At 44.5% G+C, this 13,281-nt stretch carries 12 protein-coding genes and 1 pseudogene; 8 read left to right on the top strand and 5 right to left on the bottom strand.

Going from position 1 to position 13,281, the window contains the following annotated elements; all coding sequences use genetic code 11:
• Positions 1-107: 107 nt before the first annotated feature.
• Complete coding sequence (locus QWZ07_RS16085) at positions 108-881, bottom strand: ABC transporter substrate-binding protein (RefSeq protein WP_192852945.1); 774 nt, start codon at positions 879-881, stop codon at positions 108-110.
• Positions 882-891: 10 nt separating this feature from the next.
• The gene (gene hisC / locus QWZ07_RS16090) at positions 892-2,025 is read right to left on the bottom strand and encodes a histidinol-phosphate transaminase (RefSeq protein WP_192852916.1); all 1,134 of its coding nucleotides are present in this window, start codon (positions 2,023-2,025) and stop codon (positions 892-894) included.
• Positions 2,026-2,205: 180 nt separating this feature from the next.
• Between hisC and QWZ07_RS16095 the strand changes: the two genes are divergently transcribed.
• From QWZ07_RS16095 to QWZ07_RS16120, 6 genes are all read left to right on the top strand, one after another.
• A complete protein-coding gene (locus tag QWZ07_RS16095; RefSeq protein ID WP_017110997.1) occupies positions 2,206-3,093 on the top strand; it encodes a LysR substrate-binding domain-containing protein in 888 nt (295 codons plus the stop codon).
• A 289-nt stretch (positions 3,094-3,382) separates the two neighbouring features.
• Positions 3,383-3,631: a hypothetical protein gene (locus tag QWZ07_RS16100; protein WP_192852915.1), complete on the top strand. Its 249-nt coding sequence runs from the start codon at positions 3,383-3,385 to the stop codon at positions 3,629-3,631.
• A 110-nt stretch (positions 3,632-3,741) separates the two neighbouring features.
• Positions 3,742-4,308, top strand: coding sequence for a septation protein A (locus tag QWZ07_RS16105; protein ID WP_076668843.1), 567 nt, complete (start codon positions 3,742-3,744; stop codon positions 4,306-4,308).
• 195 nt (positions 4,309-4,503) lie between these two features.
• Positions 4,504-4,902 carry an acyl-CoA thioester hydrolase YciA gene (gene yciA / locus QWZ07_RS16110; RefSeq protein ID WP_017061510.1) on the top strand — a complete coding sequence of 133 codons (399 nt, stop codon included), beginning with the start codon at positions 4,504-4,506 and terminating at the stop codon, positions 4,900-4,902.
• A 193-nt stretch (positions 4,903-5,095) separates the two neighbouring features.
• A complete protein-coding gene (locus tag QWZ07_RS16115; protein ID WP_004741234.1) occupies positions 5,096-5,392 on the top strand; it encodes a YciI family protein in 297 nt (98 codons plus the stop codon).
• 1 nt (position 5,393) lies between these two features.
• Complete coding sequence (locus tag QWZ07_RS16120) at positions 5,394-5,789, top strand: GspS/AspS pilotin family protein (RefSeq protein WP_017105190.1); 396 nt, start codon at positions 5,394-5,396, stop codon at positions 5,787-5,789.
• A gap of 106 nt (positions 5,790-5,895) precedes the next feature.
• On the opposite strand, the gene metE is transcribed toward QWZ07_RS16120, so the two are convergent.
• On the bottom strand, positions 5,896-8,244 hold the full coding sequence (gene metE / locus QWZ07_RS16125; RefSeq protein ID WP_192852914.1) for a 5-methyltetrahydropteroyltriglutamate--homocysteine S-methyltransferase: 2,349 nt from the start codon (positions 8,242-8,244) through the stop codon (positions 5,896-5,898).
• 278 nt (positions 8,245-8,522) lie between these two features.
• On the opposite strand from metE, the gene QWZ07_RS16130 reads away from it, so the two are divergent.
• Positions 8,523-9,434 (top strand): LysR substrate-binding domain-containing protein, encoded by a 912-nt coding sequence (locus tag QWZ07_RS16130; RefSeq protein WP_017111000.1) that lies wholly within the window; start codon positions 8,523-8,525, stop codon positions 9,432-9,434.
• Positions 9,435-9,589: 155 nt separating this feature from the next.
• Here QWZ07_RS16130 and QWZ07_RS16135 read toward each other — a convergent pair whose 3' ends face one another.
• Together QWZ07_RS16135 and QWZ07_RS16140 are read right to left on the bottom strand one after the other, a co-directional pair.
• The gene (locus QWZ07_RS16135) at positions 9,590-9,790 is read right to left on the bottom strand and encodes a DUF4250 domain-containing protein (RefSeq protein WP_017105187.1); all 201 of its coding nucleotides are present in this window, start codon (positions 9,788-9,790) and stop codon (positions 9,590-9,592) included.
• A gap of 132 nt (positions 9,791-9,922) precedes the next feature.
• Entirely contained in the window at positions 9,923-10,603 is a 681-nt protein-coding gene (locus QWZ07_RS16140) for an HI_1241 family integral membrane domain (RefSeq protein WP_102291005.1), read from the bottom strand.
• Between the two features lie 331 nt (positions 10,604-10,934).
• Here QWZ07_RS16140 and QWZ07_RS16145 point away from each other — a divergent pair.
• Positions 10,935-13,242, top strand: a pseudogene (locus QWZ07_RS16145) (YgiQ family radical SAM protein).
• Positions 13,243-13,281 lie beyond the last annotated feature (39 nt).

Raw genomic sequence — 13,281 nt, forward strand, 5'->3', positions numbered from 1 at the left:
TGGTTGATTATTAATTGAATTGATACCGCTGACATAAACGAAAAAATCCGAGAGCTTCACAGCCCTCGGATTTTTTTTTGTGTTCTAATTTTTAGGCGTTAGACGAATTACAAATCAGCGCCATAGATATCAAACGTGAAGTACTTAGCGGCAATTTTGTCATAGGTACCGTTGGCTCTGATCTCTTCGATGGCGTTGTTGAATTGTTTCGCCAGTTTTGAATCTTGCTTCCTTAACGCTAGTGCCGTGCCTTCGCCAATGTAGGCTTTGTCGGTTACTGCTTTGCCTTTGAATTCAAAACCCTCACCTTCTTTCTTGTCTAAGAAAGCCAATGACAGTTGATCTGAGTTGCCGAAGGTTAGATCTAGACGACCGTTTTGCAGATCCAGATACACTTCATCTTGGCCGGTATAACGCTTAATGTTTGCCACATCGCCAAACTTGTCTGTTACGTAGCGATCATGAATCGTACCTTGCTGAACACCGATAGTTTTGCCCGCTAAGCCAGCCTCATCTACGCTGAACTCCGCGCTTTTAGCAGCAACAAATACGGCTGGTGTTTGGTAGTACTTATCGGTGAACAAAATCTTGCGCTTACGCTCTTCGGTAATACGCATCGACGCCATGATCACGTCTGACTTTCTCGCCAATAGACTTGGAATTAGCGAGTCCCAACTTTGTGAAACCCAAGTACAATCGAGTTTGGCTTGCTCACACAGTGCATCAGCTATCTCAATATCAAACCCGACAGGCACACCATCACTATTTTTGTAGTTGAATGGCGGATACGTAAAGTCTGACGCTAAACGGATTTCTTTCGCCTGTACTGTTGCACCAAGTAAAGCAGCCGCACAAGCGAGTCCTAGTATTATCTTTTTCATCATTGCCATCCTAGATATGATCTTTATCGAGTTGAGATTGAGTTTTTTTATGTTGAATTTGTTTGTCTTGTTGATTCTGTCCTAATTCGGTTTGGTAGCGTAAAAGTGACGCTATCACTTCCGCCATACTCTCTTGGCTACCAATACTGATTCGCACGCAATTACGTAAAGCCGGTTCGTGGTTTTGGTTCCTTGTTACAATGCCATCCTTCGTCAATACGCTAAACAGTTGATGCCCCGATTTTTGACGTAACAAAATGAAGTTGGTCGATGACGGATAAACGTGTTCAATAAAGTCGAACTGCATTAACTCCGTAGCAAACTGATTACGAATCTCTACCAGTTTAGCGGTCGCCTGTTTCATCACGGCAACACGCTCATTAGATAACGCCTCTAAAACTATCTGAGAAGAACAATCTGGCATTGGGTAAGGGGGAATCAGCTTAGATACGTATTGCATCACGTTAGGGCTCGCCAAAATAAAGCCACAACGTACGGCTGCGAGTCCAAACGCTTTAGATAGAGTGCGAATCACGACTAGATGCGGATAACGCTCAATAAGGTTCACGGCCGATGTCTGAGGTTCAAATTCAATATACGCTTCATCGACCACGACTAGCGATTTACCCACGGTTCCTTCTAGCACCTCAATAAGGTCAGCTTTTGGAATTACGTTGCCCGTTGGGTTGTTTGGTGAACAAAGAAAGACAAGATTAACCAGTTCAGACTTCTGCACGATATCGGCGACATTAAGATTAAAGTCTTCTTGTAATGGTGAGTCTAATGTCTCGATAGCGAGTGCATCGGCGCAAAACTCGTACATTGCGTAAGTCGGAGAACAAATGAGGATATTGTCTTGTGCTGGTTTGCAAAAGGTTCTGATCAGTAAATCAATCGCTTCATCTGCACCGCGAACCGCGACTGTCAGGGCATCAGTGCCACAGTAATCTTGGTAAGCCTTGGCAATGTCTTGCGGTAAGAAATCAGGATAACGATTGTAACCTTGCTCATCTTCAAACAAAGTATTTTCCAGTTCATTGGCATTTAGCCAGACACGTCCATCGCCGCCAATTCTTCTTGCTGATTGATAAGGTATTAATTTTTTTACAGCTTGAGGCACTAAGTTATCAATAAAAGATGTCAAGAAGCTATCCCTTTCATGTAATTACGATTCCTTCATCACTGCCTTTATATTCAATATATGTAACTTATACACATATTGAATCACAAATGATGATTAAGTATTTACATTCAAACAGAACACTATTGATAAATGAATCGAAATAATCACATAATAGCCATGATAAAAAGTCATAGGTAAAGCATGAATAAAACTCTCCCTTCAACAAAAACACTGCTCGCGTTCTTGTCTACAGCTAAGCACCTCAACTTTACACGTGCGGCACATGAGCTCAATGTCACGCAAGGGGCGGTAAGCCGTCAGGTCCTGTCGTTTGAAGAAAGTCTCGGGTGCGATCTTTTCTACCGACATGCTCGCGGGTTGTCATTAACACCTAAGGGAGAAGAACTGGTTCCGCTGATTCAAGATACCATCCAACAACTGCAATCGGCGTTAAATCAAGTTGCCAGCTCTCCATCGAAGATCAAACTCAACGCACCAAGTTGTATCACCTCTTGGCTATTGCCTAAGCTGATGTCATTTCAACAAGCCTTTCCTGAAATTGATGTAGAGTTGACCTCAACCATTAAGCACGTTTTCGAACCAAGCTTTGATCCTTTTGATGCCGTCATTACCTATGGCAAGAAGCCAAGCCAACAATCGATTGTTAGTCAACTCTTGTTCAACGAGCAACTGGCGCCCGTCTGCCAAGCACAAAGTATTAAACCCAGTCACCTTGCTAGTGGTACCTCCTCTCTAATCAAGCCACATAAACTTGCTCAATACACATGGCTACACGCCAATAACGAACAAAGTGACTGGCGACTTTGGTTAGAACATATTGGAAGTCATGACCTTTCAAGCAAGAAAAACCAGCAATTCGCAACACTCGATCAAGCGATGAACGCCGCAATACAAGGTTTTGGGATTGCGATTGGCGACATCACTCTCGCCAAGCAAGACATCGATTTAGGGAGATTGGTTAAGGTTAGTGAAGGAAGTATCTTTTCTGGCAACGGTTATTTTTTACTGCAACCTAAAAACCGTCAAAACCCTTCCCTATCAACTCTGGTTGACTGGCTTGTTGATTAACGGCCTATCAAAGTTGCCAATTCAAGACCATCAAAGCTTGAGTTGCTCGTCATAATGAGAATTTTACGATTCTCAAAATAAAACTATTTCTCGGTAGCTACGTATTGGTGTTTAGAGATTAGAACGGACGTTTATTTAACTAGTTGAAAAGAAAATTAATTCAACTTTTTACGTCAGAAATTCTATCCCAATGGATAAAATGGCATTCGAATTGCTTTGTCATAGATAACCCAACCAATATACAGCAGGTTGCATCAATAACATTGCAGCTTGTCACGGAGGATAGGCTATGACCTTACAAAGACATACATATTACGGCTTAATTCACCACGGAATTAAAACCTTATTAATAGATAGAATTGGCCACTTCACAGAACGCGAATATCACGAGTATCTTGATCTGACGACCGGAAAATCAACGTGTTTTGCGATGAGTGAGCAAGAGCTTGAAAACACTTTAGACACGTTGAAGAGTGAGGGCTACCTTGAAGATATCAAAAAACTGATCCCACGCTACCAAACATCGTCGATGCGGTGACAAGGAGTTCAAACAAAATAGTTTTGCAGCCAATTGTCTCGGGCTATTTAGCATCGAGGCAATTTTGGTTAGACTGTCTGCAACTCAACTAACTGGATACTCAGTGCCACATGAAGCAAATTCTTGATTTCATTCCTCTCATTATTTTCTTTGCGCTTTACAAGATGTACGACATCTACACGGCTACAGGTGCATTGATTGTTGCTTCCGCAGTACAAATCGTTTTGACGTACATCATCTACAAGAAAGTAGAGAAAATGCAGATCATCACATTTCTGATGGTTGCCGTATTTGGTGGCATGACCATTTTCTTGCATGACGACAATTTCATTAAGTGGAAAGTGACTATAGTTTATGCGCTATTTGCTATCGGCCTGACAGTCAGTCATCTAATGGGCAAATCAGCGATTAAAGGTATGTTGGGTAAAGAGATCTCTCTTCCTGAAGCGGTATGGGGCAAGATCAACTGGGCTTGGACTCTGTTCTTCACATTGTGTGCAATCCTCAATGTTTACGTTGCTTTCAACCTGCCTTTGGATGTGTGGGTCAACTTCAAAGTGTTTGGCTTACTGATCGCTACTTTTGCATTTACCTTGCTAACGGGTGTTTATATCTACAAGCATCTACCAAAAGATCAGCAGAAAGAGTTAACGGATAAAAATACCGACGAGAAATAACCCTTAGGGATGAGTCCGCATCCCCTTTTTGATACAATTATTATCAATATGCGATTTAACAGTGGCCAATGATACTCGTGATCATTGGCCACTGGTTGTTTGTGTTCGGTGAATACGTTAAAAATACGACCACCACGAGTCCCGCAAACACATCTATTTTAATTTAAAACAATCAATACCATTAAGAGTACAACAATGACTATTCAATCAACTTTGAACCCGATTGGTTCTTTACTTCTTCGCACCTTGGCGATGCCCTCTGATACCAATGCAGCAGGTCAAATATTCGGTGGTTGGATAATGTCTCAACTGGATCTGGCTGGCGGCATACTGGCGAAAGAGATCTCAAACGGAAAAATAGTCACCGTGTCAGTATCAAGCATCGAATTCAAACAGCCAGTATCGGTTGGCGATGTGGTCTGTGTTTATGGCGACTGCACCAAGATTGGCCGAAGCTCGATGAATATCGACCTAGAGGTATGGGTTAAGCCGGTACTTGATCACGGCATCGGAGATCGTTACAAGGTATGTGGCGCGACATTCAACTACGTTGCTGTAGACGAAAGCGGTAAGCCTCGCCCAATCAACAAATAGTCCTTCGACGACCTTATCTCTCTCAAAGGTCTTTAGTCATTTCGATTAAAAATGCTAAAGACCTTCTCACTCTGCCGCACCATTTCACAATTTCTTATCATTAGCTCTTCCAATACCCATTAGTTCGCGTAAATTAGCCAGATAAATAATTTAACCGCTCTAATTCAGTGAAGTAACATAAGGATATCTCAACATGTGGTACGTAATTTTTTCTCAAGACGTCGAAAACTCATTAGAAAAACGCCTAAGTGTTCGCCCACAACATCTAGAACGCCTACAAACACTTCACGATGAAGGTCGACTTCTAACAGCAGGCCCAATGCCAGCTATCGATTCAGATAACCCTGGTGAAGCGGGTTTCACAGGTTCTACTGTGATCGCTGAGTTCAACTCTTTAGAAGACGCACAAGCATGGGCCGACGCAGACCCGTACATTGATGCTGGCGTCTACCAAAACGTCATTGTAAAACCATTCAAGAAAGTATTTTAACGTGAAAAAATGGATTATTGGCTCACTGGCAGCGGTTCTGCTTGCAGGCTGTGCTTCAAGCGAGCAAGACAAACAAAGACAGCTTGAAATGATGGCGCAGCACCGTGCTGGCGTTTTATCTGCAGGCCTGCCGATTGAATATGGCCCACTGTCAGTCATGCGTGTACTTGCGAAAAACACCGTGATTGAGATCATGATGATCTACAACCAAGATGCAAAAGGTGCTAAGCCTTTAAACCAAGTTGTCGATATGAGTGTGAATAGCTACTGCACCAACTCAGAAGTAAGAGCAAACCTAGACATGGGCTTGGCTTACAACATCAAGATTCGCAACACTCGCGGACAATTGATGGTTGAGAAGCTGATCAGCAAAGATACTTGCCAGAGCAGCAGCTAGATTCGATATTCGAGCAAGCATTAAACAGAAAGGCCTCGCATTTGCGAGGCCTTTTTTGTAGTTCATCGTGGATTAGCGGGTAATCAAACCCTAGTATTAGTTATGCTCAAGCTTCTGAGGCTTCCCACTCTTTAGGCAGTGTCTTAGTCGCCGAAACTAAGTTAGTTAGTGCGGCTTCTGTCTCTGCCCAGTTACGCGTCTTTAATCCACAATCTGGGTTCGCCCACAAACGTTCTGCTGGGATTTTTTCTGCGGCTTTCTTAAGTAAATCCACAATCCACTCTTCTGAAGGAATGTTCGGCGAGTGAATATCGTAAACACCGGGGCCAATCGCATTCGGGTAGTTGAACTCTTCAAACGCTTTCAGCAGTTCCATGTTCGAACGAGAAGTCTCAATGGTAATCACATCGGCATCTAGCGCGGCCACTGAATCAATGATCTCGTTGAACTCGCTGTAACACATGTGGGTGTGGATCTGAGTCTCAGGCTTGGCACTCGCTGCTGAAATCTTAAAAGCATCCACTGCCCACTCTAAATATTCGGCATGGTCACGCTTTTTCAGTGGCAAGCCTTCGCGAATAGCAGGCTCATCAATTTGAATAATGTTAATGCCTGCGTCTTGTAAATCCGACACTTCATCACGCAGCGCAAACGCCAATTGATTGGTGATCTCTTTACGTGAGATATCTTCACGCGGGAATGTCCAACATAAGATAGTGACAGGCCCTGTAAGCATGCCTTTCATCTGCTTTGAAGTCAGAGATTGAGCATAGGTAGACCATTCCACCGTCATCGGCTTTTCACGCTCAATATCCGCAACAACGATTGCTGGTTTCACGCAGCGAGAGCCATAACTTTGTACCCAGCCAAACTTAGTCGTTTGGAAGCCGGCTAGGTTTTCTGCAAAGTATTCCACCATGTCATTACGCTCAGCTTCACCATGCACAAGCACATCTAAATCAAGGGCTTCCTGACGTTTGACCGCATCCGCAATGTGACCTTTTAGTGCGTTGGTGTATTCCGCTTCACTCAATTGACCAGTGCGGTAAGCACTACGCTGAACTCGGATCTCACCTGTTTGTGGGAATGAACCGATCGTTGTGGTTGGTAACAACGGTAAGCCGAGAACTTCAGACTGATGCGCCGCACGTTCTGCATAAGGCGCACTTCGCTCTGCTAACGCTTTAGTGATGGTATTAAGGCGCTCTTGTACCTGAGGCTTATTCACATGAGTCGCGCTCTTACGAGCAACAATTGGTTGGCTGTACGTCTCACACGCTAAGATGGCATTATGATCGCCATCTAACGCGGCCCCCAATAAACTCACCTCAGTGACTTTTTGTTTCGCGAAAGCAAACCAACTCTTCACTTCTTCGCTGAGCGAATCTTCTAACTCCAAATCTACCGGGCTATGCAGCAAAGAACATGAACTAGCCACCCACAGTTTGTCTCCTAGCTTCTCTTTCACTGGCTGTAATCGCTCCAGTTGCGTGGCCAAATCAGCTCGCCACACATTACGACCGTTAATCGCCCCTGCAGAAAGCACCCAATCTTCCGGTAGCTTGTTTACCACTTCATCAAGTTGCTGCGGTGCTGCAGCCAAGTCGATGTGTAAGCCGTTGACGGGCAGCTCTACGATTTTATCTAGCGTGTCTGTCACCGAATCAAAGTAAGTGGTAAGCAATAGTTTTACATCGCCTTGAATCACTTGATAAGCCAGTTTGAATGAATCTACCCACTTAGTCTCAAGTTCCAGAGAGAGAATGGGTTCATCGATTTGAACCCACTCAACACCCAGCTTAGCGAGTTTTGCCAAAATAGCTTGGTAAGCGGTAAGAAGACGTGGAAGTAGAGATAAGCGGTCAAAGTCCTCTTCTACTTCTTTGCCTAAGTACAAGTAAGAGAGTGGTCCAAGAAGTACAGGCTTAACTTTGTGTCCTGCTTTGATCGCTTCGTTCACTTCGTCAAACAGCTGCGGCCAACTCACTTCAAACGAATCATCTTTACTGAACTCAGGAACAATGTAGTGGTAATTGGTGTTGAACCACTTGGTCATGTCAGAAGCCGCTGAACTGTCTTTCGTGACATCATTCGACGTATGCGTACCACCGCAGCAAGTAGATTGAACTTGAGACTGACCACGACCAACGCGGAACAAGGTATCTAAATCTGGGAAAGCTTTTTCATCTTCAGAACCACCAGCATGACGCTTGGGAACATGGCCTAGAAGTAGCGTCGTTGTCAGAACATGGTCGTACCATGCAAAGTCACCCGCAGTTGCAAAGCTAAGATTCGCGTCGGTTTGTACATTCCAGTTACGCTTTCTTAGCTCGCTGCCGAGCTGCTTAAGCTCTGATTGGTTAATCTCACCGCGCCAGTATTTTTCTAGTGTAAATTTAAGTTCGCGTTTTTCACCGATGCGTGGGTAACCAAGAATATGCGTTGTTGTCGTCATGAGTCTGTTCCTTATTCGATAATTTTAATTTCCGGTCAGACTGCCTGTGATGATTTCATTTTTTACAAAGGCGTCTGGATGGCTAAACTATCGCCTTAATCCGATCTATGAACAACGTCCAAATATTCATCTTGTTTATTAATAATATTCATCTTGAATCATCCAAAGATGAACAGTTTAAATCCATCTGGACATCTAGACGTTTACAAGAGAGCAAAAACACCGTAGGGTGATTATTAAGAAATATTGAATTGGCTTAGGGAATATGAGGAATACTCATGATAGAGCTTAAACACCTTCGAACATTGACCACCTTGAGAGACAGCGGCTCACTGACTGCGACCGCAACCTCTCTTCACCTGACTCAGTCGGCGCTTTCGCATCAATTGAAAGACCTTGAGGCTCGTATTGGCGGTCAGCTTTTCCTGCGTAAAACTAGGCCCGTAAAATTCACCTCTGAGGGTGAGATCTTGCTTAAGCTCGCAGATGAGATACAACCAAGAATTGCCAAAGCAGAGAACGAACTCGCGAGCCTGAAAGAGGATGTGAATGGGCGATTGCACATGGCGATCGAATGTCACTCCTGCTTCCAATGGTTAATGCCCGCTTTGAAGGAGTACCAAGTTGCTTGGCCAAGCGTGACCCTAGATTTCTCGTCAGGGTTTGGCTTTGAACCTTTACCGGCTTTGATGGCTGGGGAATTGGACTTGGTGATCACCTCAGACATTCAGCCGCGTTCAGAGGTCCATTACGAACCGCTCTTTGATTTTGAAATGCGTTTAATCACCGCTATTAACTCCCCTTTGGCGGAAAAGCCAAGTATCGATCCGCAAGATCTTAGCGATATCACGATGCTCTCTTATCCAGTTCAAAAGCAGCGTCTTGATGTTGTGAAGCACTTTTTGCAGCCGGCAGGCGTAGAGCCTAAAAAATGGAAACAGGCAGACAACACATTGATGTTGGTGCAGATGGTATCAGCAGGTCTAGGGGTTGCAGCCTTACCTAATTGGGCGATCAGTGAGTTTTCAAGACAAGGGTTAATCGCCAGTAAACCATTGGGCAACGGACTTTCAAGACGATTGTTTGCTGCGGTAAGAAACTCAGAGAAAGACAAACGTTATCTGCAGGCTTTCTTTAGCACGGCAAGACAGCAGAGTAAGAGCCACCTAGATGGGATTGAGGTCGTTTAAGAGACTCGTTGTTGGGTTAGTTTATGCATGCGTTGAACCAGATAGGTATGCGCCAGAAACAAAAAAGTCACAGGTTATCTGTGACTTTTTTATTACCAATACCGACAACAGGCAATGAGTGTTAATTCACGATAGAAGAAACTCTCATTGTGAGCTTATCTTGAGTAAGACTTGAACTGATTCGTCAGTGGGTCGTATTGATAGCCAAGCATATCGAGCTTACCGACGACACTTTCTATATCCATTTCATACATGCTGACCAGCTCTTCAAAACTATCGCATTCCAAACGAAGCTTTTCGTTGACGATCCCGAGCAAGATAATGCTATCGAAACCTTTGACGTTGCTTAAATCCATCCTGAACTCCTAACGAACACACGATTAGAATTAAGTTTAGAACGCTTACCAGCCGCATGCTTAAAAACAGATCACACTTCTTTCGCTAGCACGGATTTTATCGACTAAAAGTTTCGCAAGCTCGACAACCTCTTACAACGCCCAAACCGGTGTTAAGCCAATCACTGACGCTAACAACATCAGCAATGCTATCGTTAACTGCAACTTCTCAGGTGTTTTGACAAACAGCAAATGCCAACACCAAACCACGATAGAAGAGATAAGCAAAGCAAAGCTAAACAACAAGGTTGAAATAACAGGTTCTAGTTGCGCTTCAGACAGTGAATAAACGTTAATCACTGTCGCCAACACCACCAGCATGCCACTTAATACGCCCACAACAGGCAGAACGCGATGAAATGCTTGTAAGCGCGTTCTTGCGATAGTCAGCAGTAAATGTCCGAAAGAAGCACCCAGTAAAGCCACCAACAACACAGTAGTGATAATACCCACTGGGTTTACCTGTTCGCTTGCTTGGATAGCAACGTATGACAGCGCCAAACCACACGCAAGATACATCACCCAGATAGGGCCTGAGTCACGTGTCTTCTTAGTTTGAACTTGAGAATAGAAGTAAAAGATAGCGAATACGATCAGAAACGCTTCAATTCTTAATGAAGCAACAGCAAGCCAAAGCACGCCAATCGCAGGTAACATCTTGTGAATACGGCCACGTTGACCAGGGCAAATATCCCCCTTCACTAAGATTAAAGTTAAGATCAGTTGGGCTCCTAATAACATGGGAGCAAATTGTACTAATAATGATTCGACCATTGTGGATCTACTTATTCAGACTTATTTTCGCGAATAATATCAAAAACTGCCCCGAACACTAATCAAAATCACAAATTAGCGACACGACTCAACGCTTCTACTATGCTGTTTTATGGTGTGGCGGGTGGACGTTAGCGACTGACTCTAGAAAGACACTAGAACTAACAGGGGCATGTTCTACTGGCTAGTCTAGCCTCATGCCGCTATAATTCCCGCCTCAAAAATCAGAGGTTGAAATATGTACAGCGATATCACTCCTATTCACGAACACAAAAAATACTGGGCCGAGTGCTACGGAACAGCACCCTTTTTGCCTACCAGTAGAAAGGAGATGGATGCTCTTGGATGGGATAGCTGTGACATTATTATTGTAACTGGTGACGCTTATGTCGATCACCCGAGCTTTGGTATGGCTATCATTGGCCGTTTGCTTGAAGCTCAAGGTTTCCGCGTGGGCATCATTGCTCAACCAAAGTGGGACAGTAAAGATGCGTTCATGGAACTGGGTAGACCTAACCTATTCTTCGGCATCACTGCGGGTAACATGGATTCCATGATCAACCGCTACACCTCTGATCGCAAACTTCGTCACGACGATGCCTACACACCAAACAATGAAGGCGGTAAGCGTCCTGACCGTGCCACTCTGATTTATTCTCAACGTTGTCGTGAAGCTTACAAAGGCACACCAATCGTTCTTGGTGGTATTGAAGCAAGCTTACGTCGCGTTGCGCACTACGACTACTGGTCTGATAAAGTTCGTCGCTCTGTATTGTTTGATGCAAAAGCAGACATTCTTCTTTTCGGTAACGCTGAGCGTGCACTGGTTGAAGTCGCACACCGAATTGCCGACGGCGAAGATATGTCAACGCTGACAAATATTCGCGGTACTGCAATTAACCTGCCTGCAGCGCCTGAAAGTTACAAAATTATCGATTCTTCTCGTATCGAAAAACCGAACAAAGCCTACGTTCCGGTTAACCCGTACGAAGTAGAAACGCAATGTGATACCAAGAAAGATGAAAAAGAAGAAGTAAAGGCGCAGCCAATTACGATTCGTCCTTCTCGTCACGATGCAAAAACAACCGCGGTTCGTATCCCTGGTTTCGAAAAGCTCAATAACGACCGTATTCTTTACGCTCACGCTAGCCGTCTCCTGCACCTAGAGACCAACCCGTATTCGGGTCGCGCTCTTATTCAACGTCACGGTGACCGCGAGCTATGGGTAAACCAAGCGCCAATTCCTCTTGCAACTGAAGAGATGGATTACGTGTTTGGCCTTGCGTACAAGCGTGTTCCTCACCCGATGTATGGCAAAGCAAAGATTCCTGCATACGACATGATTAAAACTTCGGTTAACATCATGCGTGGTTGTTTTGGTGGTTGTTCTTTCTGTTCAATCACAGAGCACGAAGGTCGTATCATTCAGAACCGTTCGAAAGAATCGATCTTGGATGAAATCGAAGATATTAAAGATAAAGTACCTGGCTTTACCGGTACTATTTCTGACTTGGGTGGCCCAACGGCGAACATGTATCGCCTAGGTTGTTCTGATCCTAAAGCGGAAATCAACTGTCGTCGCCCGTCATGTGTGTTCCCTAAAATCTGTGAAAAACTGAACACAGACCACCAGCACACCATTGACCTATACCGCTCAGCGAGAAAGGTTCCGGGTATCAAGAAAGTAATGATCGCATCAGGCGTTCGTTATGATCTTGCGATTGAATCTCCAGAATACGTTCGTGAGCTTGTAACTCACCACGTTGGTGGTTACTTGAAGATTGCTCCAGAGCATACTGAAAAAGGCCCTCTGGATCTGATGATGAAACCGGGCATGGGCACTTACGATCGTTTCAAAGAGATGTTCGAGAAGTACAGCGCTGAAGCCGGTAAGAAACAGTACCTAATTCCTTACTTCATCTCTGCTCACCCAGGCACGGAAGATGAAGACATGCTTAACCTTGCGTTGTGGCTGAAAAAGCATAACTACGAGTGTGACCAAGTACAGAACTTCTACCCATCGCCAATGTGTAATGCTACGTCGATGTACTACTCAGAGACCAACCCTCTGAAACGCGTGAAATACAAAAAACGTGAAGATGTTCCTGTGCCGAAAGGTGATCGTCAACGTCGTCTGCATAAAGCACTGCTTCGTTACCACGATCCTGAGAACTGGAAGATCATCCGTGAAGCACTGATCAGCATGGGTAAAAAGCACCTAATTGGTGACAAAGCGAACTGCTTAGTCCCTGAAGAAGATTTTGAAGCTCAGACACCAGCACAGCGTCGTAAGTCTGGTCGTCACGGCTCACAACGTTTCGCAACTAAGCACAGTAAAGCTCAACCGGGTCTTGGCGGCGAAAGCCCACGTAACCATTCTAAGCCAGGTGGCAATAAGCCTAAACCGGGTGGTAAGAAGCCAACAGGTAGCCAAAACAACGGCAATCAGGGCAACGGAAAGCAGAACGGTAATGGTAATAAACCAGCGACTGGCTTCATCAAAAAAAACCCCTGCTAGCCAGCAATCGCAAGGCAATGGCGGCGGAAATGGCAAGCCAAACCGCAGCAAAGCGGGCAATGGTCAAGGTGGCAAACCTGCAAGTAACGGCAAGAATCGCCAACGCGCAACACAGCGTTAATATAGCGGCCTTATTTACTTGGTTATCATATTAATAAAA

The sequence above is a fragment of the Vibrio lentus genome (assembly GCF_030409755.1).
Classification (GTDB): Bacteria; Pseudomonadota; Gammaproteobacteria; order Enterobacterales; family Vibrionaceae; genus Vibrio; species Vibrio lentus.

Bases quoted from the DNA above. Each gene is read 5' to 3' on its own strand.
- QWZ07_RS16085 (WP_192852945.1), bottom strand. From the start codon at position 881: ATGAAAAAGATAATACTAGGACTCGCTTGTGCGGCTGCTTTACTTGGT.
- QWZ07_RS16095 (WP_017110997.1), top strand. From the start codon at position 2,206: ATGAATAAAACTCTCCCTTCAACAAAAACACTGCTCGCGTTCTTGTCT.
- QWZ07_RS16100 (WP_192852915.1), top strand. From the start codon at position 3,383: ATGACCTTACAAAGACATACATATTACGGCTTAATTCACCACGGAATT.
- QWZ07_RS16105 (WP_076668843.1), top strand. From the start codon at position 3,742: ATGAAGCAAATTCTTGATTTCATTCCTCTCATTATTTTCTTTGCGCTT.
- yciA (WP_017061510.1), top strand. From the start codon at position 4,504: ATGACTATTCAATCAACTTTGAACCCGATTGGTTCTTTACTTCTTCGC.
- QWZ07_RS16115 (WP_004741234.1), top strand. From the start codon at position 5,096: ATGTGGTACGTAATTTTTTCTCAAGACGTCGAAAACTCATTAGAAAAA.
- metE (WP_192852914.1), bottom strand. From the start codon at position 8,244: ATGACGACAACAACGCATATTCTTGGTTACCCACGCATCGGTGAAAAA.
- QWZ07_RS16130 (WP_017111000.1), top strand. From the start codon at position 8,523: ATGATAGAGCTTAAACACCTTCGAACATTGACCACCTTGAGAGACAGC.
- QWZ07_RS16135 (WP_017105187.1), bottom strand. From the start codon at position 9,790: ATGGATTTAAGCAACGTCAAAGGTTTCGATAGCATTATCTTGCTCGGG.
- QWZ07_RS16140 (WP_102291005.1), bottom strand. From the start codon at position 10,603: ATGGTCGAATCATTATTAGTACAATTTGCTCCCATGTTATTAGGAGCC.